Source organism: Rothia nasimurium, assembly GCF_928381705.1.
Lineage (GTDB): Bacteria > Actinomycetota > Actinomycetes > Actinomycetales > Micrococcaceae > Rothia > Rothia nasimurium_G.
Genome location: NZ_CAKMSR010000001.1, coordinates 206,454 through 227,096, shown reverse-complemented (window position 1 = coordinate 227,096; position 20,643 = coordinate 206,454). Strand labels below are relative to the sequence as shown.

Annotated in this window: 18 protein-coding genes; 10 read left to right on the top strand and 8 right to left on the bottom strand. The window is 63.3% G+C overall.

Annotated elements, in window-relative coordinates; genetic code table 11:
- Window position 1: 1 nt before the first annotated feature.
- From L6762_RS01055 to L6762_RS01030, 6 genes are all read right to left on the bottom strand, one after another.
- A complete protein-coding gene (locus L6762_RS01055; RefSeq protein WP_237185154.1) occupies window positions 2-937 on the bottom strand; it encodes an ROK family protein in 936 nt (311 codons plus the stop codon).
- A 29-nt stretch (window positions 938-966) separates the two neighbouring features.
- Entirely contained in the window at window positions 967-1,887 is a 921-nt protein-coding gene (locus L6762_RS01050) for a dihydrodipicolinate synthase family protein (RefSeq protein WP_237185153.1), read from the bottom strand.
- Between the two features lie 75 nt (window positions 1,888-1,962).
- Complete coding sequence (locus tag L6762_RS01045) at window positions 1,963-2,829, bottom strand: ATP-binding cassette domain-containing protein (RefSeq protein WP_237185152.1); 867 nt, start codon at window positions 2,827-2,829, stop codon at window positions 1,963-1,965.
- Entirely contained in the window at window positions 2,826-4,919 is a 2,094-nt protein-coding gene (locus tag L6762_RS01040; RefSeq protein WP_237185151.1) for a dipeptide/oligopeptide/nickel ABC transporter permease/ATP-binding protein, read from the bottom strand. The genes L6762_RS01045 and L6762_RS01040 overlap by 4 nt, the downstream gene beginning before the upstream one ends.
- Window positions 4,920-4,921: 2 nt before the next feature.
- A complete protein-coding gene (locus L6762_RS01035) occupies window positions 4,922-5,875 on the bottom strand; it encodes an ABC transporter permease (RefSeq protein WP_135013284.1) in 954 nt (317 codons plus the stop codon).
- Between the two features lie 223 nt (window positions 5,876-6,098).
- Window positions 6,099-7,709: an ABC transporter substrate-binding protein gene (locus tag L6762_RS01030; protein ID WP_237185150.1), complete on the bottom strand. Its 1,611-nt coding sequence runs from the start codon at window positions 7,707-7,709 to the stop codon at window positions 6,099-6,101.
- 145 nt (window positions 7,710-7,854) lie between these two features.
- Here L6762_RS01030 and L6762_RS01025 point away from each other — a divergent pair, with 145 nt between their 5' ends.
- From L6762_RS01025 to L6762_RS01010, 4 genes are all read left to right on the top strand, one after another.
- On the top strand, window positions 7,855-8,661 hold the full coding sequence (locus L6762_RS01025; RefSeq protein ID WP_237185149.1) for a FadR/GntR family transcriptional regulator: 807 nt from the start codon (window positions 7,855-7,857) through the stop codon (window positions 8,659-8,661).
- Window positions 8,662-8,893: 232 nt separating this feature from the next.
- Window positions 8,894-9,748: a MetQ/NlpA family ABC transporter substrate-binding protein gene (locus L6762_RS01020; RefSeq protein WP_237185148.1), complete on the top strand. Its 855-nt coding sequence runs from the start codon at window positions 8,894-8,896 to the stop codon at window positions 9,746-9,748.
- A 192-nt stretch (window positions 9,749-9,940) separates the two neighbouring features.
- Complete coding sequence (locus tag L6762_RS01015; protein WP_237185147.1) at window positions 9,941-10,993, top strand: methionine ABC transporter ATP-binding protein; 1,053 nt, start codon at window positions 9,941-9,943, stop codon at window positions 10,991-10,993.
- A 59-nt stretch (window positions 10,994-11,052) separates the two neighbouring features.
- Complete coding sequence (locus tag L6762_RS01010) at window positions 11,053-11,652, top strand: methionine ABC transporter permease (RefSeq protein WP_185174719.1); 600 nt, start codon at window positions 11,053-11,055, stop codon at window positions 11,650-11,652.
- A 254-nt stretch (window positions 11,653-11,906) separates the two neighbouring features.
- On the opposite strand, the gene L6762_RS01005 is transcribed toward L6762_RS01010, so the two are convergent.
- On the bottom strand, window positions 11,907-12,518 hold the full coding sequence (locus L6762_RS01005; protein ID WP_237185146.1) for a hypothetical protein: 612 nt from the start codon (window positions 12,516-12,518) through the stop codon (window positions 11,907-11,909).
- A gap of 18 nt (window positions 12,519-12,536) precedes the next feature.
- Complete coding sequence (locus L6762_RS01000; protein WP_237185145.1) at window positions 12,537-13,277, bottom strand: HAD family hydrolase; 741 nt, start codon at window positions 13,275-13,277, stop codon at window positions 12,537-12,539.
- Window positions 13,278-13,432: 155 nt separating this feature from the next.
- On the opposite strand from L6762_RS01000, the gene L6762_RS00995 reads away from it, so the two are divergent.
- From L6762_RS00995 to ptsP, 6 genes are all read left to right on the top strand, one after another.
- Window positions 13,433-14,548: a histidine phosphatase family protein gene (locus L6762_RS00995; protein ID WP_237185144.1), complete on the top strand. Its 1,116-nt coding sequence runs from the start codon at window positions 13,433-13,435 to the stop codon at window positions 14,546-14,548.
- Entirely contained in the window at window positions 14,548-14,988 is a 441-nt protein-coding gene (locus tag L6762_RS00990; RefSeq protein ID WP_237185143.1) for a VanZ family protein, read from the top strand. The genes L6762_RS00995 and L6762_RS00990 overlap by 1 nt, the downstream gene beginning before the upstream one ends.
- 99 nt (window positions 14,989-15,087) lie before the next feature.
- Entirely contained in the window at window positions 15,088-15,879 is a 792-nt protein-coding gene (locus L6762_RS00985) for a DeoR/GlpR family DNA-binding transcription regulator (protein ID WP_185174084.1), read from the top strand.
- Window positions 15,876-16,838, top strand: coding sequence for a 1-phosphofructokinase family hexose kinase (locus tag L6762_RS00980; RefSeq protein WP_237185142.1), 963 nt, complete (start codon window positions 15,876-15,878; stop codon window positions 16,836-16,838). The genes L6762_RS00985 and L6762_RS00980 overlap by 4 nt, the downstream gene beginning before the upstream one ends.
- Before the next feature lie 54 nt (window positions 16,839-16,892).
- Entirely contained in the window at window positions 16,893-18,893 is a 2,001-nt protein-coding gene (locus L6762_RS00975; protein WP_237185141.1) for a PTS fructose transporter subunit IIABC, read from the top strand.
- Between the two features lie 30 nt (window positions 18,894-18,923).
- The gene (ptsP, locus tag L6762_RS00970) at window positions 18,924-20,621 is read left to right on the top strand and encodes a phosphoenolpyruvate--protein phosphotransferase (protein ID WP_237185140.1); all 1,698 of its coding nucleotides are present in this window, start codon (window positions 18,924-18,926) and stop codon (window positions 20,619-20,621) included.
- Window positions 20,622-20,643 lie beyond the last annotated feature (22 nt).

The following is a 20,643-nucleotide window of genomic DNA, read 5'->3' as shown; positions in this document are numbered from 1 at the left end:
CCTAGCGGGTGACGAAGTCGGGGATGAGGGTGGCAGCCCCGAGCAGGGGTGCGTCGGAGCCGAGGGTGGCGCGGACGATGGTGGTTTCGGCAGCCTGCCCCAGGGCGGCGCCGAGGTAGGCGGCAGCCATGTCGTTCCACCAGCGTTTGCCGAGGTTAACTACACCCCCGGAGACGACGATGAGGTGGGGGTCGAGGATGGTGGCTAGGTCCCCGAGGGCGATACCGGCGGCGCGGGCTCCAAGGGCGATGGCGTCACAGGCGATAGGGTCACCTGCATCGGCCAGGTGTTCAAGGTCGAAGAGGTTGGCGGCGGGGCTTTCGCCGCCGAGGCGGTGGTAGCTGGAGACGATGCCGGTGCCGGAGGCAACGGCTTCTACATGGCCTGTTCCGCCGCAGGTGCAGGTGATGCCGACTGCCCAGGGGGAGGAGAAGTGGCCCACGTGCCCTGCTAGGGAATGGGCTCCTCTCATCTGGGTACCACCGCTGATGTAGGAGCCGCCAACGCCGGTACCGAAGGCTACCATGAGGCTGGTTTCGGCGGTGGAGGTGGCACCCTGCCAGGCTTCACCCAGGGCGTGGGCGTGGACGTCATTGACGGCGTAGGCCGGCAGGCCGGTGCGGTCGGTGACGATGGCTGCCAGCGGGGTGCCACTCCAATCGTGGATGAGGTTGGCCGCGGTAATGACCTGCCCTTCTTCACCGATGACGCCTGCGGATCCGATACCGATGCCGACGGGCTGGTAGCCGCGGCTGCGGGCCAGGTCGGCGAGGTCGGCGAGGGCGGACGCGGTGTGCTCGGCGAGTTTGGTCCCTCCGGCTTGGGCCTGGGTGGGGATTTTGTCGCGGTGCAGGACGTCGCCGGTGGGGGAGACGATGCCGAGGGCGGTTTTGGTGCCGCCGAGATCTGCGGTGAGTGCTACGGGCTGGCTGGTCATGAAAGCGTCCCTTTCTCAGGTGGAGGGGGCTAGATGAGCCCTACTGATTCGACGATAGCGCGGATGCGCTGGGTTTCGGTGTCGCCGAGGGTTTCCATGGGCTGGGACATGGTGTTGGAGTCAAGAACTCCCATGACCTGCAGGGCGGTTTTGAAGGCGCCAAGGCCTGCTGCACCGCCGGAGACGCTGGGGGTTTCGACAAAGACGATGTCGAAGAGCTTAGCCAGGCGGTCCTGTTCAGTGCGGGCGGTTTCCCAGTCGCCTGCGCGGGCTGCCTCGTAGAGGCGCTTGTAGCCTGCGGGATCAACGTTGCCGAGACCGGGGACCAGTCCTGCGGCGCCTGAGAGCATGGCGCCGTCGCAGACAACTTCGTGGCCGGTGAAAGCGGCGAAGCCGTCGAGGTCGCGGGTAGCGAGGGTGAGTTGGCGGAAGGAGACGTCGTCGCCGGACGAGTCTTTAACGCCTGCAATGACGCCCTCGCGGGCTAGCTTGGTGAGCAGGGGCAGGGGGAGCTTCTGCTTGGTGCGGACCGGTACGTCGTAGGCGAAAACGGGGACGTCGACGGCATCGGCGATGGCGCGGAAGTGGCGTTCTTCTTCGAAGGCATTGTCGATGGCGTAGAACTGGCTGGTAACGACGATGGCCTCACCGCCGATGGCCAGTAGGCGCTTGGCTTCGTCGATGACGCGGGCGGTGGTCATATCGTTGATGCCAACGATGAGGGGGACCCGGCCGGCGATGGCGTCCACGCAGGTTTTGAGTACGGTTTCACGTTCTTCATTGGTCAGGTAGAGGACCTCGGATGAGGAACCCAGGGCGAAGATGCCGTCTACTCCGCCGTCGATGAGGTGGTCGATGAGGCGGCGCAGGGAGGGAATGTCGAGGGCACCGTCAGCGGTGCGGGGGGTGAGCAGGGGCGGGATGACGCCGGAGAAAGCGGGTGCGGTCATGGGGTGTTCTCCTTGGTGGGGTAGGGGCGGCGCGGTGGCTCGACTGTGAGGGGCCGCGCCGCCCGGGTGGGTGGTTTAGACGTGAAGCAGGGTGGGGGCCGCCCCGAGCAGGGTGCGGGTGTAGTCCTGGCTGGGGGTATCGAAGACCTGTTCGGCGCTGCCTTCTTCGACGATCTTTCCCTTATTCATCACGCAGATACGGTCAGAGACGTAGCGGACGGTCTGAATGTCGTGGGAAATGAAGACCATGCCGAGGAAGAGCTCTTCCTTGAGGTCTGAGAGCAGGTTGAGCACCTGGGCGCGCACCGAGACGTCGAGGGCGCTGGTGGGTTCGTCGGCCACAATCACCTTGGGTTCCAGGGCCAGGGCGCGGGCGATGGCGACGCGCTGGCGCTGGCCGCCAGAGATCTGGGAGGGTAGGGCGTCCGCTGCTGAGGCGGGCAGGCCCACCAGGTGTAGGAGCTCACGGACGCGGCGGTCGCGCCCGGCCTTATCACCGATGCCGTGGACGTCCAGGGGGTCCTTGAGGATGTCTTGCACGGTCATGCGGGGATTGAGGGCGGTGGAGGGGTCCTGGAAGACGATGGAGACGTCCGAACCGAACTCCTTACGCAGGGCCGCATTGCGCTTGAGAGCGCTCTTGCCCTTGAAGAGCACGTCGCCCCCGGTGGGCTTTTGCAGGCCCACGATAACCGAGGCCAGGGTGGACTTGCCGCAGCCCGATTCGCCGACCAGGCCGATGGTTTCGCCGCGGCGGATGGCCAGGTTCACCCCGTCTACAGCCTTGACGATATTGGGCTTGAAGATGCCGCCGGTACGGGCCCGGTGGTAGACCTGCACGTCTTTGAGCTCGATGATGGGCTCGCTGACGCGGCGGACGGCGGCCCGGCCGGTGGTGTTGAGCAGGTTTTCTGCTGCGGGGGTCACAGGTTGGGTGTTCATGCTGTCTCCTGTGAGGTAGGGGCGGGGGCCAGGTGGGAGGCCCAGTGGTGGTCGGTATCGCCGGTGACGGGGGTGAAGACCAGCTTCTGCTCGGGGTCAGCATCGGGGCGCTGGGAGCGGGGGGCGAAGCGGTCGCCGGTGGCGAAGTCGGAGGGGGAAGGCACAGTGCCGGGAATCTGGTAGAGGCGCTCTGAGCCAGATTCGATGGAGAGCACGGAGCCGAGCAGGCCCCGGGTGTACTCGTGCATGGGGTTGCTCAGAAGCTGGCTGGTAGCGCCTGCTTCTACGATTTGGCCGGCGTACATGACCGAGATGCGGTGGGCGACCTGGGCTACCAGGGCTAGATCGTGGGATACGAAGATCATGGCGAAGCCCAGCTGTTCCCGCAGCTCGTTGAGGAGCTTAATGACCTCGGCCTGGACGGTGACGTCGAGGGCCGTGGTGGGCTCGTCGGCAATGACCAGCTTGGGGGAGCGGGAGAGGGCCATAGCGATGAGGACGCGCTGGCGCTGACCGCCGGAGAGCTCGTGGGGGTAGGAGGCCAGGGTGCGCTCGGGGTCGAGCTTGACCAGGCGCAGGAGCTCCTCGGGGCTCTTGCGGCCACCGCGGCGGGTGAGCTGCTTCATCTGATCCTTGATGAGCATGGAGGGGTTCAGTGAGCTCAGGGCGTCCTGGTAAACCATGGAAATCACCGAGCCGCGCAGCTTCTGGAACTCGGCCTCTGAGGCCCCTACCAGTTCCTGGCCTTCAAAGAGCACGGAGCCGGTAATCTTGGCCTTCTTATCGAGCAGGCCGATAATTGCCAGGGAGGTAATGGACTTACCGGAACCTGATTCACCCACCAGGCCCATAGTCTGACCCTCGGTGACGGTGAAGGAGACACGGTCGACCACGGGGGTGTCGCCGAAGCGTTCGGGGAAGTAGATGGAGAGGTCTTTGACTTCCAGAATGACGCGGGCGGACGCGTCCGCCTGTAGGCGGTCGGTACGGCGGGTTTCTGCGCTCTTGAGTTCCTCCAGCACCCCTGCCAGGTTGGCTGCGGCGACGGCGTCCCTTTCGGCTGCCGAGCGGGAGCCGGCGTGCTTGACGGGCTCGCCCCAGGGGGCTGCGTCCTGCTCCTGGGCCTCGGGGGAGGCAGCTGCGATGGACTTATCGTCGGCGGTGGAGGGCGCTGCGGTCAGGGCACCGGCGGTGGTGCCAGCAATAACGGAGGAGTCGTCAATCTTGACCTTGCGACGCAGCTTGGGGTTGACCATGGCGTCGGTCATGCCCTCAGAGAGCACGTTGAGGGCCAGCACGGTCAGCAGAATGACGGCACCTGCGAAGGTGGTAGCCCACCAGCCGCCTGCCAGTACCAGGGCACGGCCGTCGGCAATGACGTTACCCCAGGAGGGGTTAGGCGGGCGCACACCGGCGGAGAGGAAGCTGAGGGAGGCTTCGAGGATGATAGCGTCGGCGACCATGACCGTGGCGAAGACCAGCACGGGGGCGATGGTGTTGCGGACAACGTGCTTGAGCAGGATGTAGAAGCGAGGTGCTCCCATGACGCGCTCAGCACGGACGTAGTCCTCGTCCCAGGCGGCTAGCACCTGGGCACGGACCACACGGGCTAGCTGCGGGGTGTAGACCACGGCGATGGTGAAGATGATGGTGCCGACCGAGTTGCCCAGGGAAGCCAGCAGGACGGCTGCCAGGGCGATACCGGGGAAGGCCATGAGCACGTCCATGACGCGCATAATCAGTTCGGAGACAAACTTGGAGCTGGTGGCTGCCAGGGCGCCAAGAATACCGCCCATGATGAGAGCTAGGGCCACAGCGCCCAGGCCGACCTGTAGGGAGGCACGGGCACCGTACATCAGACGGGAGAGGATGTCGCGGCCCTGGCGGTCGGTACCGAAGAGGTACTCGGAGTTGGGTGCGCCGATGGGGGCACCGGTGGAGGCCAGCGGGTCGTGGGGGGCCAGCCAGGGGGCGAAAATCGCGATTAGGGCGATGATGGCGAGGAAGCTGAGGGCGATTTTGGAGCCTGTGGGGAGCGCCCTGAATCGGATGCCTGGCGCTGAGAGGCGTTCTGCTAGTCCGCTACGCATGGTTAGACGCTCCTGATACGGGGGTTGATGAGTAGGTAGAGCAGGTCAACGATGATGTTGACGAGCACGAAGGTGACGGCGATGGTGAGCACGACGCCCTGAACCAGGTTGATGTCGTTGCCGGTGATGCCGATGAAGATGAGGTTGCCCATGCCGTTGAGGGAGAAGATCATTTCGATGACCACGGCGCCGCCGAGTAGGTAGCCGATGCGCAGGCCGAGCACGGTGACCGGGGTGATGAGGGCGTTGCGCAGCACGTTCTTGGTGATGACCTCGCGGCGGGGAACGCCGTTGCCGATGGCGGTGCGCACGTAGTCCTTGTCGAGTTCTTCAACCATGGAGGTGCGGACGGTGCGGGTCAGTGATGCGCTAACTGGGATAGCGAGGGCCACCGCGGGCAGGAACATGTGGGAGAGCCAGGTGCCAAAGCCGCTCCCGGGAGGGGCGGAGCCGCCGGTGGGGAACCAGCCCAGGCCCAGGGCGAAGTACTGAATCATCAGAATACCCAGCCAGAAGGAGGGGGTTGCGATGGAGGCCATGGAGAGCACACGGATAATCTGGTCGGGCCAGCGGTCACGGTAGAGGGCCGCAATGACGCCCAGAACCAGGGAGGCTACCGCCGCAATCAGCACGCCCAGGAAGGTCAGCTGCAAGGTGGTGGGGAAGGCGACCTTGATTTGGTCGATAACGGGCTGGGCAGGAGGGGTGGTCATGCCCAGGTCAAAGCGGATGAGCCGGGAGAGGAAGGCAAAGTACTGAACGATGAGTGGGTCGTTGAGGCCCCGTGATTCTCGGTAGGCTTCTTTGGCTTCTTCTGAGGCGCCTTCACCCAGGGCGATGGTTGCTGGGTCGCCGGGGGTGAATTGCAGGATGACGAAGACCAAGATGGTGACGCCCAGAATCATGATGGGCAGGGCGATAAGGCGCCTGCCGAGCAGTCTGAGAAAGTTTGACACGGGTCTGGCTCCCTGAAGTTTTAGGACGGGGCCGGGGCAGCTTGGGGGTGGATGGGCGCCCCGGTGGGGTTAGAGGTCTTGTGTGGGGCCCGGCACCTGCCCAGTAGAGGGCGGGCAGGTGCCGAGCGGGGTGTGAAAAGGGGGTGTGATGTGTGGAAATGGGGTTACCTTTTCACGGGTTACCGGCTGATCCAGCTGGGGGAGGCTGGGCCGGTGGAACCACCTAGGCCTGAGTGGTGCCTACGTTCTGGAAGGACAGGCCGGTGGTGGGAATGGGGGCGAAGTCGGTGAGGGTATCAGCCGACCAAGCGGTGGGCAGCTTGCGGTGGAAGAGGGGGTAGAGGGGGACGTTCTCTGCCACGATGTCGAAGATGCCCTTCCAATCGGGGCTGTCTGATGCGACGGCCTTGGCCATGGCGTCCTGCAGCTGGGCGTATTCTTCGGTGGTTGACCAGCGGAAACGCTTCTCGGGCCAGGTGGCACCGCGGTACCACCAGGAGAGCAGCAGGTCGGGGTCGTTGCCGAAGACGGAGGGGTCGCCGGGAGCTAGGACGACGTCGAAGTCGCCGGTGTCAACGTAGTCGGAGTAGAGGGATGAGCTCTGGGAGTCCTGCAGGTTGACCTCGACGCCGGCGTCCTTGAGGGATTCCTGTACCAGCTGGGAGCACTGCTTGACCCAGTCGTGGTCGGTGGTGCGCAGGGTGATGGAGAGGTTCTCAACCCCGGCGTCCTTGAGCAGCTGCTGGGCCTTGGCCTTGTCGTAGGTGTAGACGGTGGAGGCCTCGGCGTAGTCGGGGTGCTCCTTGTGCAGGAAGGAGGTGGCTGCGGTGGCGTTGCCCAGCAGACCGGTGGAGATGACCTTCTCGATGTCGATGGCGTAGAAGAGGGCCTGACGTACTTCCTTCTTGTCGAAGGGGGCCTTGGCGCAGTTGAACATCATGAAGAGCAGGCCGAAAGACTGCACCGATTCAACGGTGACGCCGTTGGTGTTCTCCAGTACGGGGATGCTGTCGTAGGGCACGGACTCGATGGCCTGAACGCGCTGGGAGCTCATAGCGGTAACACGGGCTGAGGACTCTACCAGGATCAGCCACTTCATGTTCTTAGCGAGAGCGGGGCGGGGGCCGTTGTAGTCATCGAAACGCTCGAAGGCGATGTGGTCGCCCTTGGTGGCAGAGACGAACTTGTAGGGGCCGGAGCCGATGGGGTGGGCGCCGAAGGCCTCGATGTCGTCAGTTGCCGAAGCGGGCATGATGTTGACCAGGGCGATGCGGTCGGCAAAGAGGGGGAAGGGCTGGTTGAGCTTGAACTCTACGGTGGCGTCGTCTACGGCGGTGACGGTGTCGATGAAGTAGAGGAACTGGCTGAAGAGGGATTCTTCTGAGGTGTAGAGCTCGAAGGTGGAGACAACGTCTGCGGCAGTGACCGCTGCACCGTCGTGGAACTTAGCGCCTTCGCGCAGGGAGACGCGGTAGGTGGTCTCGTCAACGACCTCGGGGTCGCCGGTTGCCAGGGCGTTGTAGCGCGCGCGGGTAGCGGGGTCGAGGCCGTAGAGGCCCTCGAAGATGTGCATGTTGGCGGCGAAGGGGGCTGCGCCTGATGCCTGCGAGGGGTCGAAGGTGGTGGAGACGTCGTAGGCGATAGCGGCGGTGATGGTGCCGTCGTTGTTGGCACCTGCGGCGTTGCCGCTAGCGGACGAGTCGGTGGTGGTTGATGAGTTACCGCAGGCTGCGATGGAGGCGGCAAAGGCGGTGGCTGCGCTGATACCGCCGGCAATCTTGAAGAAGCCGCGACGTGAGGTGTCAAATTCCTTGACTCGGGTGAGCTGTGACATCGATGTCTCACTCCTTTAGGGGCTGCGCTCCGGGAAGGAGCGGGAGGTTGTCTAACTAAAGTGGAGGTAGGACGTCCTACCTATATCCTGTATAGTAGTGACGGACGTCTAACTTGGTCAAGCAGAAGATGTAAGAATCAGTAGTATGAACCACCACGACTCATTCACCAGCACCCCGGCAGGAGCCGCCCTGCCCTCCTTCCCGCCCCCGGCGTCCTCACTGAGCGCGGCCCAAAAACGCCAGCAGCAGCTGCAAAACGACATCATCGCCCTCATCTTCCGGCGCCAGCTGGGCCAGGGCGACCCCTTGCCCACCGAACAAGAACTCATTGACGAGCTCGGGGTGGGCCGAAATTCTGTGCGGGAAGCCCTCAAAGTGCTTGAGGCCCTTGGTATTGTCGAGGTGCGCCACGGCTTTGGCACCTTCGTGGGCGGCAACGCCCTGACATCCATGGCCCGAGCCCTGAGTTTCCGGGGCCAACTAGCCCTCTACCACGGCGGCCAAGAAGCCCTCGAGCTGGTTGAAGTGCGCGAAGCCCTCGAAGTCGGTTTATTACGCGCGGTCATCCCAGTCATTACCCCCGACGAACTGGCCAAAATCAAAGCCGCCTATGACGATATGGAAGCCAGCGTGCACAACGGCATCTGGCTGGCCGAATGCGACCAGCGCTTCCACGCCGCTATCTTCGAGCCTCTGGGCAACGAGCTGCTCTCCCGCATGCTCGATGTCTTCTGGCAGGTCTACAACAACATCTCTGGCGTGCTCGATACGGTAGCCCCCCTCGACGAGGGGCAAACCTGCACCCTGCTCGATGCCCACCGCAAGCTCTACGAGGCCATACGAGATAAGGACGCGGACGCCGCCACCCGGCTTATGAGCGAACATTTTGTGGGTATTCGCGCCCGCCTCACCTCCTGGCAGGCCAACTGGCTTGCAGAAAAAGAAAGCTGAACCCGGCCGTCCTTTTATGACGTTTTATGACGCCGTAACTTTTTGTTGCGGTCACACACGTGACATATGACCCAAAATGAAGCCGCAGTGGGGAGCGGTCGCGCCACAGTGTTCTAATAGAAGAGGCGTCTAGCCTGGCCGCCCGAAACCACATCAGCACACAGCGCTAGAGACGGTGCCGCTGAACCGTGGCCGCACACACCACTATTTCTCAACAGAAAGATTCATAGCCGTGAAGAAATTTGTTGCCACTCTGGCTCTCGTACCCCTCGCATTCGGTCTTGCAGCTTGCGGCTCATCCTCCAGCGACGACGTCGTCAAAATCGGCGTAGTAGGCACCGACCCCTCCAACGACAAGCTCGTCGAGGTCGCAAAGGCAGAGGGAATCAACATCGAAATCGTTGAATTCTCCGACTACACCCAGCCCAACCCCGCCCTGAGCTCCGGCGAAATCGACCTCAACTGGTTCCAGCACATCGCCTACCTCTCCAACTACAACGTAGAAGCTAACGACGACCTGCAGATCGTAGGCCCCACCGTTATCTACCCCATGGCGCTGTTCTCCAACAAGCACGACTCCATCTCAGCGCTGCCCCAGGGCGCTGAAATCGCAATCCCCAACGACACCGTCAACGAAGCACGCGCCCTGCTGCTGCTCGAAGCTAACGGCCTGGTCTCCTTCACCTCAGAAACCACCAGCCCCACCGTTGACGACGTCGACACCGCTGCTTCCAAGGTCACCGTCACCCCCGTCGACGCAGCCCAGACCGTGCTCGCCCTCGAATCCGTTGACGGCTCCGTCATCAACAACGACTTCCTCAAGGACGCCGGCCTGAACCCCAAGGACGCACTGGCCCAGGACGACCCCGCTAACGAGTCAGCCCGCCCCTACGTCAACCTCTTCGTCTCCACCGCCGATAACGCCGACAACGAGACCTACAAGAAGATCGTAGAGCTCTACCACACCGAAGAAGTCCAGGCAGTGGTACAGGAAGACACCCAAGGCACCGCAGTTGAAGTCACCACCGACGTCTCCGAACTGCGCTCCACCCTGGCAACCCTCGAAGAGCAGAAGCGCAACGGCTAAAACACTAGGTGAAAGCTCACCCTTGAGCTAGCTCACGCACCCCCATAAGCGGCAGCCAACCTGCGGTAGGCTAGACACTTCGGCCCCGTCCGGTGCCCAGCTCTAGCCCCGCAGCGGCTGCCGCTTTGTGCACCCACCCCAGCAGGTGCGTCCGCCCGCAGCCACAGCAAGCCCCCAACCGAAGAAGAAGACATGACCGAACAGCGACTACAGCCAACCGGGCCCCAGCCCATGGTCGTGCTGAACAACGTGACCAAAGAGTTCAAGGTCGGCAAAAAAACCGTCACCGCCGTCAACGGCGTAGACCTCACCATCAACAAGGGTGAAATCTTCGCCATCATCGGCTACTCCGGTGCCGGTAAATCAACCCTGGTACGCCTGATCAACGGCCTAGAAGCCATCACCTCCGGCTCACTCACCGTCGACGGTTTTGAAATCGCCGGCAAGCGCGAATCGCAACTGCGCCAGGTACGCACCAACATCGGCATGATCTTCCAGCAGTTCAACCTCATGAACTCCCGCACCGTCGCCGGTAACGTCGAATTCCCGCTCATCATCGCGGGCTGGGACAAGGCCAAGCGCGCCGAACGCGTCGCCGAACTGCTCGACTTCGTAGGGCTCGCCGACAAGGCCAAAAACTACCCCGACCAGCTCTCAGGCGGCCAGAAGCAGCGCGTCGGTATCGCCCGCGCCCTCGCCACCTCACCCTCCCTGCTGCTCGCCGACGAATCCACCAGCGCCCTGGACCCCGAAACCACCGCTGAAGTGCTCGACCTGCTCAAAAAGGTCAACGCCGAGCTGGGCATCACCGTCATCGTCATTACCCACGAAATGGACGTCGTCTCCACCATCGCCGACCGCGTCGCCGTCATGGAAAACGGCCGTGTAGTCGAAACAGGCAACGTCTACGACGTCTTCTCCAACCCGCAAACCGAAGTTGCCCGCCGCTTCGTGGGCACCACCGTCAAGTCCCTGCCCGTAGGCGACGAAGCTGCCGACCTCAAAGCCCGCCACAAGGGCTACCTCATCAACATCGAAATCACCGAAGGCAACAACGGCATCGGCAAGGTCCTCTCTTACCTGGGCTCCCGCAACGTCTCCTTCAACATCGTGCAGGGCGGCCTCGAAACCCTGCAAGGTAAGAGCTACGGCAACCTCACCCTCGAACTGCTGGGCGACGTCACCAGCCTCGACGCTGTGGTCGCTGAACTCAAGACCGTCACCCGCGTGCAGGAGGTACGCTAACCGTGGACTCAACCTTCGTCACCGACAAACTCATCCCCGCCCTCGGCGACACCCTCTACATGGTCTCACTGACCATGCTGGTCGCCGGTGCCCTGGGCATGATCTTCGGCCTGCTGCTCTACACCACCCGCCAGGGCAACATTCTGGCTAACCGCTTCGTCAATATCCTGCTGAACGTCGTGGTTAACGTGGTACGCCCCATCCCCTTCATCATCCTCCTCGCAGCCCTAGGACCCCTGACCCAGATGGTGGTCGGAACCCGCCTGGGCGTCAACGCCGCCATCTTCGCCATGGTCTTTGGCGCAACCTTCGCCATCGCCCGCATCGTCGAGCAGAACATGGTATCGATTGACCCCGGTGTTATTGAGGCCGCCCGCGCCATGGGCGCCTCCAAGATGCGTATTCTCTTCACCGTCATGATCCCCGAAGCCCTCGGCCCGCTAATCCTGGGCTACACCTTCCTGGTCATCGGCGTGGTCGATATGTCGGCTATGGCCGGCTACATCGGCGGTGGCGGCCTGGGTAAGGTCGCCCTGGTGGACGGCTACCAGCGCTTCAACGAGGTCATCACCTGGTCGGTTGTCGCCGTCATTATTATTCTGGTGCAGCTCATCCAGCTGGTGGGCAACATGCTGGCCCGCAAGGTCATGCGCCGATAAGGTAGCTCGGAGGACGTGCGGATGCGCTTTTGCCGGCTAACCTTCTTGCTGGTTCGCTGGCGCTCACGAGCAATTCATGCCAGCCCCAGCCAGCCGGCTCCAAGCGCGTCCGCACGTCCTCTTCCGCCAGCCAGCCCCTCTTTCTGATAGATACCCCAGTTTCGGTGCAGATACCCCAGGTAAAAACGGGGGTATTTGCACAAAAACCGGGGTAGCTAAGGGCCGGTTCCCCTGGGAGCCGGCCCTTTTGCCGTCTAATCGTTTTTCTTGCCGCTAATCCAGGACGAGTCATAGAGCCCGCCCAGACCCGACCCGTCCCCGCCCCTTCGGTCGGTGCCGCGGTCAAGCTCCTGCTCGTAGAGGCGCTCAGCAAAATCGGTGGGGCGCATGAGCCGCTCGTCGTCCTCATCGTCGTGGTCAGTGAACCGGGAGAGGGCAAAGATTCCGTAGAGCAGGGCAGCAAAGAGTAGGAAGAAGAAGGCCAGTTCTGCCCACATAATCACGTAGTTACGGCGTAGTTCCGGGGTCGCGTCGCTGTAGATAGCGGGCACTACCAAGAAAGATGCCACCGCCAGAATCACCGCCACGATAGTGAGGGAGTGCGGTAGCCAGTACCAGCGGCTGCGAGGTCGTTTACCCCGCTGGCTGTCGGGGTTCGTCCGCGCTGGGTGGGCGGTGGTGCCTGACCCGAGCGGTGCGGACGCCTGCCCCGGCACCTGCTTTTCAGCCCCCTGCTGCCCGGTCAGGGCCTGGGGCGGTAGGAATTCGCGGTAGTAGGCGCGTTCGTCGTCGCTGAGGTCTTCGAGGCGGCGGCCGTAGCGGGAGGGCTGGGGCTGCTGGTCGGGGGAGTTGGGTGTGTGTGTCACTGCGGCTCCTGGGGTGAGCTAGCGCTGGCGGTTGGGCAGGTGCCCGACCCAGGTTTCAAGCTGGGTGAGGAAGGCGGGGTCGGTGAAGGAGCTAAACCGCCCGATACCTGCCGTCAGCAGGGGAGCGGGGGTGGCGGCGTCCGGCTCTACCTGGTAAATCAGGCAGTTGGTGCCAGCTGCGGTTGCGGCAGTCATGCCGGTGACGGAGTCTTCCACGGTGAGGGCCTGCTCGGGGGCAAAGCCCAGGCGGCGGGTTGCTTCGAGGTAGATGTCGGGGGCGGGCTTGCCTTCTTCGACGTCGTGGAAGGAAACCCAGGTGTCCAGGTAGGGGGCGTAGCCGAAGTGGGTGAGTTTTTTGGTCAGCAGCTTGTCGCCGGAGTTGGACGCTACCGCCACGGGAATCTTGGCTGAGAGCAGCTGAATGGCTCTGAGAGCACCGTCGATGGCGGTGACGCCGCGGTCGATGATGTCGAATTCGGTGGTGGTGATGGTGCTGTAGACGCTGTCGCGGAAGGCTTCGGGGGAGCCATCGAATTCGGACGCCAGCGGGGTGAGCGCTGAGAGACGGTCGGCAAGATCCCCGGCTGAGATGCCGACGAGGGAGGCTTCGAGTTCGGGGGTGAGCTCTACCCGGTAGTGTTTGAACATTTCGGCCTGGATTTCGCCCCAGAGGGTTTCGGAGTCGAGCAGGACGCCGTCGCAGTCGAAGACGGCGCAGGCGGGGGCAAAGTTCGCGGGGGCTGAGTGAAGTTCAAACATGGTTCTATGCTCTCATACCGGAGCGGGGGAGGTCATACGATGTATCACGGGTACTTACCATCTTTTCTGTGAGCGCCTTGAGCCCTGAGCCTCGGGAGCAAGCTAACACTCCCACCACCCCGAACCCGGCGGGCTAGGAGGGGATAATAGAACCCATGCCTAGCGTACTCATTCGACACGGACAGACCGACTGGAACCTCGTACACCGCCTGCAGGGCTCCAGCGACATACCCCTCAACGACACCGGCCGCGCCCAGGCGCTCGCCGCCGCCCACAACGTGCTCGAATACGCCAAGACCCAAGCGGACGCCCACCCCGGCTTCACCTGGCACGGCGTCGTCACCTCCCCCCTCTCCCGCGCCGCAGAAACCGGCCGCATCATCGCTGACGAGCTGGGCCTACCCGTCCTTGGCTCCTACCCGGGCCTCGCAGAACGCTCCTTCAAAGAGCTCGAAGGCGTCACTAACACCCCCGCCCTCTGGGAAACAATCGAAAACGAAACCGCAGACATCGAACCCCTGTCAGACTTTCTAGCCCGCGTTGAAGACGCCCTTGACCAGGTTGAAGCCGACTACCCGGGTCAGAACCTGATTATCGTGGTGCACGGCATGCTGATTTCCCGCCTGCAAACCGCCCGCACCGGCCAGAAAGTGCTGGTGCCCCACAACGGTGAGGTGGTGCCCCTGGCACCTGCCCGCCGGGCGTCCTCTATCATGCTGATCCGCCACGGCCAGACCGACTGGAACAAGGCCCATCTCATGCAGGGCTCCAGCGATATTCCCCTCAACGACACCGGCCGCGCCCAGGCCCACGAGACCGCTGCCTCTCTTAGGGCTCGGGGTTTCGAGTTCGATGTGGTGGTGTCGTCCCCGCTCTCCCGCGCCCACGAGACCGCAGAAATTATCGGCGCAGCCTTCGGTCTGACCGTCGACCGCACCTACGACGACCTGGTCGAACGCGGCTACGGCGAAGCCGAAGGGCTCGACATTTCAGCCGAGGCCCGCAAGGAACCCGACGCCTACTACAGCGGCGTTGAAAGCGAACGCTCCGTCTACCTGCGCGGCATCAAGGTGCTGCGCCAGATTGCCCGCGACTACCCGGGCCAGCGCGTCATCGCCGTCTCCCACGGCTCCCTGATTCGCCGCGCCCTCTCTGCCACCTACGGCCGCGAATTCGGCACTATCGCCAACGCCGAACCCTTCGAAGTTGACCTGCCGGGTCTTGCCCACTGGCTAGAGGTCAAGGAGCCCCTGCTGGTAGGTAAGCCCTAGTGGGACGTATCTTCCTCTGGGGCATCACCTGCCTGTACGTAGCTGCCGTCGGCTTCATCGTTCTCTGGCCCACCCACGTTGACTCCGGCGAGTCGGGTGAAACCCTGGCCCGGATACTTGCGGACGGCCACGCCCGCGGCTGGCTGCCCGGTTGGTTTGGCTACGGGCAGGTGGAATGGCTGTCGAACGTGGTCATGTTTGTACCTGGCGGCTTTCTCTTCACCTGGCTGCTGCGCCCGGCCCGCCCCTGGCTCGTACCCCTGGGCGGTCTGGCCTGTACCCTGGCTATCGAAACCACCCAGCATTTCATGCCCGGGCGTACCAGCTCGCCCCTGGACGTCCTCGCCAACACCCTAGGGTGTGCTATCGGTTGGGTTTTGGCGCTGGCCCTAGTGAAAGTGACCGAAAAACCCAACCAAAACACCGAAATACACCCGTAACCGTGGGTTTTACATTGACGTGCCCACAGAAACCCACATAAAATCAACTGTAGATAGGGTCACCCGACCCACCTTCCAGTTGTATAAGGTGATAAACACATGTTCGCTGAAGAACGACGTGCCGAAATAGCGAAGCTTGTAGCTTCTGCACGCCGTGTCAACGGCGCAGACCTGGCTAGACGCTACGAAGTCACGATGGAAACCGTCCGCCGTGACCTAGCAGCCCTCGAAGCTGACGGTAAGCTGCGCCGTGTGCACGGCGGTGCCGTAACCGTAGAGCAGTCGACCTCTGTAGAGTCGTCTATCGCCCTACGTCAAAACATGAACACCCCCGAAAAACAGAAAATCGCCCTGCGTGCCTACGAGCTGCTGCGCGACTCGGACGCCGGTGCGGTAGTTCTTGACGCCGGTACCACCATCGAAATCCTCGCCGACCGCATTGCTGCCGCAGATTTCTCCCTCAAGTCAGGCGCCGACCGCCTCATCATCACCCACGCCCTTCACATCGCCGTGAAACTGGCTGAAGCCGATGGTGTGGTGCTCGATATGGTGGGCGGCCAGCTGCGCAAGATGACCTGGGCCGCTGTGGGTACCCGCGCCGCTGCCCACTTCGAAACCATCCGCCCCGACATCGCCTTTATCGGCGTGAACGGCCTGGACGCCGAATTTGGGCTCTCCACCCCCGGTCTGAACGAAGCCATCGTCAAGACCGCCATCGTTAAGTCAGCCCGCCGCGTGGTGCTCCTGTGCGACTCCGCCAAGTTCGGCCAGGAGTCCCTGGTGCGTTTTGCCGGGCTTGAAGACATCGATACTCTCATTACCGATAAAGCGCCCGAAGGCGAACTCGCCGCAGCGCTTGAAGAATCCAACGTAGAGGTGCTTATCGCATGATCGTTACCCTAACCGCTAACCCCAGCATGGACCGCACCGTGGAACTGAACCACGAAATCAAGCGCGGTGCCGTTCAGCGCGCCGTCGCGGCGGTGTCCGACCCCGGTGGCAAGGGCGTGAACATTGCCCGCGCCCTCAATATCTCCGGCTTCGAAACCGTAGCGGTGCTGCCCGGCGACAACGAAGACCCCGTACTGGCCAGCCTCAAAGAGGCCGAGGTGCCCTTCGTCAACATGCCCATCGGCGCTCCGATCCGCTCCAACATCACCATCGTTGAGCCCGACGGCACCACCACCAAGATCAACGCCCCCGGTGAGCCCCTGAACGATGTGGCCCAGCAGCAGCTGACCCGCCTCATGATCAAGGAAACCATCGAGGCCTCCTGGCTAGTGCTGGCAGGGTCCCTGCCCGCCGGCGTCCCCTCCGACTACTACGCCGTTGTGGGCCGCTCAATCCGTGAGTCCCTGGGCGAGAAAGCCCCCCGCGTTGCCGTTGATACCTCCGGTGCAGCCCTGCGCGACGCCCTCGTTGGCCTGGACGGCATGCCCAACCTCATCAAGCCCAACTCCGAAGAACTCGCTGAGCTGGTCGGCAAAATCGAGATGGCGGACGAGCTTGAAGCCAGCCCCGAACTCACCGCAGCTACCGCCAAAGAACTGGTCGACCGAGGTGTCGAAATGGTCCTTGCTACCCTCGGCGGGGGAGGAGCCGTGCTGGTGACAGCAGAAGGCGCCTGGCACGCCGTCCACGCCCCCATCAAGGTGCGCTCCACCGTGGGCGCAGGCGACTGCTCCCTGGCTGGCTTCCTGATTGCCCACGAGCAGGGCAAAACCCTGCCCGAATGCCTGGTGCAGGCGGTAGCCCACGGCTCAGCTGCAGCCTCCCTCCCCGGCACCCAGGTGCCCACCCTAGAATCAACCACGCCCGAAGCAGTCACCCTGCGCGAGCTGGCCCTCTAGACCCCAACCGAACCACATTCTCAAACCCTTAAAACACAATCCGAGGAGGAGCACATGTCTGCTCTCATCACTGCGGATCTCATCAGCCTCGATGAGAACCTCGGCGAGACCCGCTTCGATGTCATCGAGCATCTAGCTGGTGCCGTCGTAGGTGCTGGCCGCGCCACCGACTTTGAGACCCTCTACGCTGCTGCGCGTGCCCGCGAGGAAAAGACCGACACCGGCATCCCCGGTGGTATCGCTATTCCCCACTGCCGCAGTGAAGCAGTCACCGAGCCCACTCTGGCTATGGCTCGCCCCAACCCCGCCGTTGACTTCGGCGCTAAGGACGGCCCCGCCGACCTCATCTTCTTCATCGCAGCTCCCGCAGACGGCGACGAAGCCCACCTGAAGATTCTTTCTCAGATGGCCCGCTCCCTCATGAAGAAGTCCTTCACTGCAGCCCTGCGCGAAGCCAAGACCGCCGACGAGGTCGTCGTCCTCGTTGAAGAGGCCCTGGGGCTGCGCGAAAAGGCAGCTGAGGCACCCGCTGCGGACGCCGCGTCCGGCTCCGTAGCCGCTGCTGCTGAAGCAGAAGCCCCCGCCCGCCGCAAGAAGATCGTGGCTGTGACCAACTGCCCCACCGGCATCGCCCACACCTACATGGCAGCCGACGGTCTCAAGTACGCCGCCGAAGAGCTGGGCTACGACTTCAAGGTTGAGCCCCAGGGTTCATCCGGTGGCGACAAGCTCACCCAGGCCGAAATCGACGAAGCTGACGCCGTCGTCTTCGCCGTTGCCCTGCCGGTGCGCGGCCGCGAACGCTTCGCCGGTAAGCCCTACGTTGAAGCCCCCGTCAAGCGCGGTATCGACGAGCCCAAGGCCATGATTGAAGAAGCCCTTGCCGAAGCTGAGAAGCCCAACGGCAAGCGCGTTGCCGCAGGTGCAGCTGACTCCGCTGAAACTGCAGAAGAGGGCGGTTCCTGGGGCACCCGCATCTACAAGGCCCTGATGACCGGCGTCTCCTACATGATTCCCTTCGTGGCAGCGGGCGGTATCATCCTGGCTATCGGCTTCATGCTCGAAGCCATCACCATGCCCAACCTGGGGGACGTTGACACCGAAGCCATCCTCTCCGGTGCCTCCCTGACCAACCTGGGCGACACCCCCCTCTCCCTCTACCTGGGTGCTGCCTTGCACACCATCGGTGCCTTCGGCCTGGGAGCCATGGTTCCGATTCTGGCAGCCTACATCGCCTACGGCCTGGCCCAGCGCCCCGGCATCGCTCCCGGCTTCATCGCCGGTTCTGTTGCCGTCATGGTCGGCGGTGGCTTCCTCGGCGGTATCGTCGCCGGTCTGCTCGCAGGTCTCTGCGCCTACTGGCTCTCCCTGCTCAAGCTGCCCCGCTGGCTCGCATCCATGATGCCCGTGGTCATCACCCCGCTGGTTGCTACCCTCTTCGCCGGTGGCCTCATGTTCTTCCTGCTCGGCGGCCCCCTGGCCTGGGTCACCAGCTCACTTGAGAACTGGCTCAACTCCATGACCGGTGCCTCAGCCATTCTGCTGGGCATCATCCTGGGTGCCATGATGGGCTTCGACCTCGGCGGCCCCGTCAACAAGGCAGCCTACCTCTTCGCCACCGCCGGTCTTTCCGCCGGTACCCTGGCTTCCCAGCAGGTCATGGCGGCCGTCATCATCTCCGGTATGGTACCCCCGCTGGCTATGGCCCTGGCCACCGCCGTCCGCCCCAAGCTCTTTAGCGCTCCCGAACGCGAAAACGGCAAGGCAGCCTGGCTGCTGGGTGCCTCCTTCATTTCCGAAGGTGCCATCCCCTTCGCTACCGCCGACCCCCTGCGCGTGATTCCGTCCTCCGTTGTTGGTGCAGCCGTTGCCGGTGCTATCTCCATGGGCGCAGGCGTCGCCTCACCCGCACCCCACGGTGGTGTCTGGATCATCGCCCTGGTTGAGAACCCCCTCATGTTCCTTGTGGCCGCTATCGCAGGTACCGTAGTGGGTGCACTCATGTATATTGTTCTCAAGTCACTTGCAGGCCGTAAGGTCGAGGCAACTGCCTAAATCACTTCAACCTCTTAGAAGGAAAACACTATGACTATCTACAAGGGTGTCGGCGTCTACGCCGGCCGCGTTATCGGCAAAGTCCTTCAGATGCCCGAGCCCATCAAGGCTCCCTCATCATCCCTGAAGCTCTCCGCCGACGAAACCCCCGAGCAGGCCGCCGAGCGTATCAAGGCAGCTGCCGAGACCGTCAAGAACGGCCTGTTGGAACGCGCCGAGCACGCCAGCCGTGACGGCAAGGCCGTGCTCAAGTCCACCTCCCAGATGGCAACCGACCGCGCCCTGCTCAAGAGCGCTATCAAGATTGTCGAGAAGCAGGGCAAGGCCCCCGAGCTGGCAGTCTGGGAAGCCGCATCAGCCTTCGCTGACCAGATGGCAGCCCTGGGTGGCTACATGGCCGAGCGTGTCACCGACATTCACGACGTCCGCGCCCGCATCGTCGCCGAACTGACCGGCCAGCAGGCCCCCGGCATCCCCGTCTCTGCTGAGCCCTTCATCCTGGCAGCTATCGACCTGGCACCGGCAGACACCGCCACCCTTGACCCCAAGCAGGTCGTCGCCCTTATCACCTCCGACGGCGGCCCCCAGGCCCACACCGCGATTCTTGCTCGCGGTCTCGGTCTGCCCGCTATCGTTGCCGCCAAGGGCGTCACCGACATCGAAAACGGCACCGAAGTCTACATTGACTCTAACGAAGGCACCGTCAACACCGAGGTCACCGACGAGCACCGCGACCTGGCCGAAAAGTACGCCAACCGCAAGGAACTGCCCGACTTCGACGGCACCGGCGCCATGGCAGACGGCACCCTCGTACCCCTCTACGCCAACGTCGGCGACGGCAAGAGCGCAGAAAAGGCAGCAGGGCTCAAGGCCGAAGGCGTGGGCCTGCTCCGCACCGAATTCGGCTTCCTGGGCCACGACGCTGAACCCTCAGTAGAAACCCAGACCGCCAGCTACAAGGCCGTCTTCGACGCCTTCCCCGGCCAGCACATCGTCGTTCGCACCCTCGACGCAGGCGCCGACAAGCCCCTGCCCTTCCTCAACGTCAAGGAAGAAGAGAACCCCGCCCTCGGCGTCCGCGGCTACCGCACCGACTGGACCGTGCCCGGCGTCCTCGAACGCCAGCTCGAAGCCATCAAGGCAGCAGCCGACGGCTCCGACGCCGACATTTGGGTCATGGCTCCCATGATCTCAACCACCAGTGAAGCCCGCCGCTTCAAGGAAATGGTTGATGAAGTAGGCTTGGCAACCCGCGGCGTCATGGTCGAAACCCCCGCAGCAGCCGTCAACGCTGAAGCGATCCTCGGTGAAGTCGACTTCGTCTCCATCGGCACCAACGACCTCACACAGTACACCATGGCAGCAGACCGCCTGCTCGGCGACCTGGCCCACCTCAATAACCCCTGGCAGCCCGCCGTCCTCAAGATGATCAAGCTGACCGTCGAAGGCGCCAAGCGAGCATCCGCCAAGGCCGGTGTCAAGAAGTACGTCTCCGTCTGTGGTGAAGCAGCAGCCGACCCCGCACTGGCCGTCGTTCTCGTCGGCCTGGGCGTTGACACCCTCTCCATGAACGCTGGCGCCATGGCAGCTGTCTCCGCCGTGCTCAAGTCGGTCACCCCCGAAAAGGCCCAGCAGATCGCCAACGACGCCCTCGACCAGATCTCCTCAGCAGAAGCTAAGGAAGCAGCGCGCAAGCACCTGCCGATCCTGGACGAGCTCGGTCTCTAACCTCCACCGTCCACTACTGAAT

Excerpts from the sequence above, each read along its gene's own strand:
- L6762_RS01015 (WP_237185147.1), top strand. The coding sequence starts at position 9,941 with ATGACCGAACAGCGACTACAGCCAACCGGGCCCCAGCCCATGGTCGTG.
- L6762_RS01025 (WP_237185149.1), top strand. The coding sequence starts at position 7,855 with ATGAACCACCACGACTCATTCACCAGCACCCCGGCAGGAGCCGCCCTG.
- L6762_RS00985 (WP_185174084.1), top strand. The coding sequence starts at position 15,088 with ATGTTCGCTGAAGAACGACGTGCCGAAATAGCGAAGCTTGTAGCTTCT.
- L6762_RS00995 (WP_237185144.1), top strand. The coding sequence starts at position 13,433 with ATGCCTAGCGTACTCATTCGACACGGACAGACCGACTGGAACCTCGTA.
- L6762_RS01030 (WP_237185150.1), bottom strand. The coding sequence starts at position 7,709 with ATGTCACAGCTCACCCGAGTCAAGGAATTTGACACCTCACGTCGCGGC.
- ptsP (WP_237185140.1), top strand. The coding sequence starts at position 18,924 with ATGACTATCTACAAGGGTGTCGGCGTCTACGCCGGCCGCGTTATCGGC.
- L6762_RS01010 (WP_185174719.1), top strand. The coding sequence starts at position 11,053 with ATGGTCTCACTGACCATGCTGGTCGCCGGTGCCCTGGGCATGATCTTC.
- L6762_RS01050 (WP_237185153.1), bottom strand. The coding sequence starts at position 1,887 with ATGACCGCACCCGCTTTCTCCGGCGTCATCCCGCCCCTGCTCACCCCC.
- L6762_RS01000 (WP_237185145.1), bottom strand. The coding sequence starts at position 13,277 with ATGTTTGAACTTCACTCAGCCCCCGCGAACTTTGCCCCCGCCTGCGCC.
- L6762_RS01055 (WP_237185154.1), bottom strand. The coding sequence starts at position 937 with ATGACCAGCCAGCCCGTAGCACTCACCGCAGATCTCGGCGGCACCAAA.
- L6762_RS01040 (WP_237185151.1), bottom strand. The coding sequence starts at position 4,919 with ATGCGTAGCGGACTAGCAGAACGCCTCTCAGCGCCAGGCATCCGATTC.
- L6762_RS01045 (WP_237185152.1), bottom strand. The coding sequence starts at position 2,829 with ATGAACACCCAACCTGTGACCCCCGCAGCAGAAAACCTGCTCAACACC.
- L6762_RS00980 (WP_237185142.1), top strand. The coding sequence starts at position 15,876 with ATGATCGTTACCCTAACCGCTAACCCCAGCATGGACCGCACCGTGGAA.
- L6762_RS00975 (WP_237185141.1), top strand. The coding sequence starts at position 16,893 with ATGTCTGCTCTCATCACTGCGGATCTCATCAGCCTCGATGAGAACCTC.